The sequence below is a fragment of the Paraburkholderia bengalensis genome (assembly GCF_037126505.1).
In the GTDB taxonomy this organism is placed as follows: domain Bacteria; phylum Pseudomonadota; class Gammaproteobacteria; order Burkholderiales; family Burkholderiaceae; genus Paraburkholderia; species Paraburkholderia bengalensis.
Map to the genome: position 1 here is coordinate 1 of NZ_JACFYJ010000201.1, position 3,620 is coordinate 3,620.

Consider the following 3,620-nt stretch of genomic DNA (forward strand, 5'->3'; position numbering starts at 1 on the left):
CGGCCGGCGCCCCCGCGCCGCCGCTCGCCACGCCCCCCGCATTCGCCGTCCCGGCTTGCGAAGCGTCGGATGCTCCAGGCGCACCCTGCTCCGCGCCGTTGGCCGGCGCTGCGCCGCGGCCGATCACGATCTGACTTTCGTCGATCACGAAACAGCACACAGCGACGATGTCGTCGGACGAGACATCGGATTCCAGCCACAGCGTAATGTCGCCGCCCGCCTTCACCTGCCCGACGATCCGGCCCAGGTTGCCCAGTTCTTCCGTGAGCAGTTCCTGGTCCTTTTCCCCCACGCCCCGTAGCGTAATTTTCAGATGGGGTCCTGCAACCGCATCGGATGCAGCAGCGCCGGTCTGTGCCGGTTCGTTGCCTGCCCATTCGTCCGCGGCCTGTACTGCCTGTTCGACGACATGCTCCGGCGCATGCCCTTCGGCGGCGGCGGGTGCTGCGGCGGCGGGTGCTGCGGCGGCGGGTGCCGCTGCGGGCGCGGCGCCGCTGCTTTCCTTATGCAGCTGTTCGAGCTTCGCGCAGATGGCGGCCGCGACAGCCGCGTCCGGCTCGGCGCTCGCGCGATAGTCGGCGAGCTGGCCCGAAAGCACGTCCTTGGTTTCGAGGAACGTGTCGATCATGTCCTTGCGCAGCACGATTTCGTTATTGCGCGCGCGGTCCAGCAGCGACTCGAGAATGTGCGTCGTCTCGGTCAGCGCCGTGAAGCCGAAGGTTGCCGCGCCGCCCTTGATCGAATGCGCCGCGCGGAAAATGGCCGCCAGATCTTCCGGGTCGGGCTGGCCGACGTCGAGGTTCAGGAGCAACTGCTCCATCTGCGCGAGCAGTTCGTCCGCTTCGTCGAAGAACGTCTGGTAGAACTGAGTGATGTCGAGAGTCATGCGTGTGTCACCGCGAGAGTCCTGGCTGCTATGCCACTTCCATGTATGGGTTGCTGTCTGCCGGCCACGGCGCTCAGGCGAGCGCCGCGACCAGTTCGGTCAGCATGTCGGGGTCGAGCGGCTTTTCGATCCATCCCGTGGCGCCCACGTCGCGCGCGGCCGCCTTGAACGGTTCGCCGGATTCGGTCGTCAGGACCAGGATCGGCGTATTCCGGTAAGCAGGGTTGCCGCGCAGCGCGGCGATCAGATCGAGACCGGTTCGGCCCGGCATGTGCTGATCGGTCAGCACGAGATCGAACGGCATCGCCAGCGCGTTTTCGAGCCCCTCGTCGCCGTCGGACGCGAGCGTCACCTGATAGCCGGCTCCCGTCAGCGTCGCGGCCAGAATTTGCCGCATCGCCGCCGAATCGTCGATTGCCAGAATGTGCCTGATCATTCCATCCTCACTGCGCTCACGATGGATCGCGGCCGCGGCGCCCGCCGCGTAGCCGTGATCCGCCAAATCTGTCATTGCGTCGCCGTCGCGGGCGCCGCGTCGGCCGGTGCCATCTTGCTGGCCGCGTCCTGAATCACCGACGCGGTTTGCGCCGCGCCGCTCTGCATCGCATGCGGCGCCTTAGCCGGCCGCGACTGCGGTTGAGCGGCGGGCTGCGCGCCCGGCGGCGTGGAAATCTTCTGCAGCAGCGGCTTGCCGGCGCCCGCGGCGTCGTTCGACAACGTAGTCGACGACGTGTCGTCCTGCATCAGCGCGTCTTCCGAGCGCTTGTTCAGCACGATGATGCTGATCCGGCGGTTTTCGGGATCGAGCGGATCGGCCTTGTTCAGATTCTGCGTCGATGCGAGACCCAGCACGCGCAGCACTTTCGCTTCGTCCATGCCGCCCGCGATCAGCTCGCGGCGCGACGCGTTCGCGCGGTCCGCCGACAGTTCCCAGTTGCTGTAGCCCTTCTCGCCGCCTGCGTATGGCACGGCGTCGGTGTGGCCCTGCACGACGATGCGGTTCGGCACGTCGTTCAGCGTCGCGCCGATCGCCTGCAGGATGTCGTGCATGTACGGCTGCACGATGGCCTGTGCGGTGGCGAACATCGGGCGCTTCTGCGTATCGACGATTTCGATGCGCAAGCCCTGCAGCGTCGAGTCGATGCGGATCTGCTGCTTGAACTGGCGCAGCACCGGGTTCGCCTCGATCGCGGCCATCAGCTTCACCTGCAGGTCATGCAGACGAACCTGCTCGCGGCGTTCGACGGCGCCCTGCAACTGCTGCAGCGCCTGGTCGTCGGCGCGCATCGCGGTGTGTTCGGCGCGATTGGTCGAGCCGTCCGACTGGCGCGTGATGCCGTCCTTGTCGGTCGAGATGTCGCGGCCGCCGCCGGGGATCTGGCTGGAGTCGACGGCGCTGCGGTCGCCGCCCCACAGCGTGATCTTCAGCGGCTGGTTGAAGTAGTCGGCGATGCCTTTCAGCTGCACCGTGGAGGCCGAACTCAGCAGCCACATCAGCAGGAAGAACGCCATCATCGCCGTCATGAAGTCCGCATACGCGAGCTTCCACGCGCCGCCGTGGTGGCCGCCCTTTTTCGGCGCGGCGCGCTTGACAACGATTGCGCGGTCTTTGTCCTTACTCATCGCCCGCGTTCCTTATTTGGCCTTCACGCGGCGCACGTGCTCTTCCAGTTCCGCGAACGACGGACGCTCGGTCGAGAACAGCACCTTGCGGCCGAATTCCACAGCGATGGCGGGCGCGTAGCCGTTCAGGCTCGCGAGAATCGTCACCTTGATGCACTGGAACATCTTGGTCGACTCGGTCACGCGCTGTTCGGCGACGCTCGCGAGCGGCCCAATCAGACCGTACGACAGCAGAATGCCGAGGAACGTCCCCACCAGCGCCTGCGCGATCATTTCGCCGAGCACGGCGGGCGGCTTGTCGGCCGACGCCATCGTGTGCACGACGCCCATCACGGCCGCGACGATACCGAACGCGGGCATCGCGTCGCCGACCTTGCTCAGCGCGTGAGCGGGCGCCTCGCCTTCCGCGTGGTGCGTTTCGATTTCTTCGTCCATCAGGCTTTCGATCTCGAACGCATTCATGTTGCCGCCGACCATCAGGCGCAGATAGTCCGTCAGGAATTCGACGATATGGTGGTCGGCGAGAATCTTCGGGTATTGCGTGAAGATCGGGCTTTTCTGCGGATCATCGATATCCGCTTCGAGCGTGAGCGTGCCCTCCTTGCGCGCCTTCGCCAGCAGGACGTAGAGGAGCGCCATCAGCTCCATGTAGACGTCCTTGTTGTACTTGGCGCCCTTGAACAGCGTCGGAATCACGCGCAACGTAGCCTTGATCGTCTTCATCCCGTTGCCGAGGATGAACGCACCGAGACCCGCGCCCGCGATCATCAGCACTTCGACGGGCTGCATGAGCGCGCCCAGATGGCCGCCCTCCAGCGCATAGCCGCCGAAGACGGACAACAGCGTAACGAGTGTTCCCACGAAAATCAGCACTGCCGAGCCCTCACGAAAAGCGACGGAGACCGTCGTTATTCAGGTTTACGGCATGCAGGCGGAAAACTTTGGCGGATTGAGGGGCGAACCGGGGAGGTGTAAACCAGAGGGCGCCCGCGCGTGCCGCGAAGACCCCGCGACGCGCGGCCGCCAACGCCCTCAGACAGGCGCGACGGCGCTGTCCGGCAGGGCGTCCAGCGCCTGGTCGTCGCTCGCGGCGCTCAACAGGGCGGGCGCG

At 66.0% G+C, this 3,620-nt stretch carries 4 protein-coding genes; all 4 read right to left on the bottom strand.

Going from position 1 to position 3,620, the window contains the following annotated elements; translation table 11 throughout:
- Positions 1-886: Hpt domain-containing protein (locus tag H3V53_RS42440; protein ID WP_336602936.1), on the bottom strand; the 886-nt coding region annotated here is incomplete at its 3' end.
- Positions 887-959: 73 nt separating this feature from the next.
- Positions 960-1,322, bottom strand: coding sequence for a response regulator (locus H3V53_RS42445; protein WP_054918283.1), 363 nt, complete (start codon positions 1,320-1,322; stop codon positions 960-962).
- A 71-nt stretch (positions 1,323-1,393) separates the two neighbouring features.
- Positions 1,394-2,509, bottom strand: coding sequence for a flagellar motor protein MotB (gene motB / locus H3V53_RS42450; RefSeq protein WP_336602937.1), 1,116 nt, complete (start codon positions 2,507-2,509; stop codon positions 1,394-1,396).
- 12 nt (positions 2,510-2,521) lie between these two features.
- Entirely contained in the window at positions 2,522-3,382 is an 861-nt protein-coding gene (gene motA / locus H3V53_RS42455) for a flagellar motor stator protein MotA (RefSeq protein WP_054918269.1), read from the bottom strand.
- Positions 3,383-3,620 lie beyond the last annotated feature (238 nt).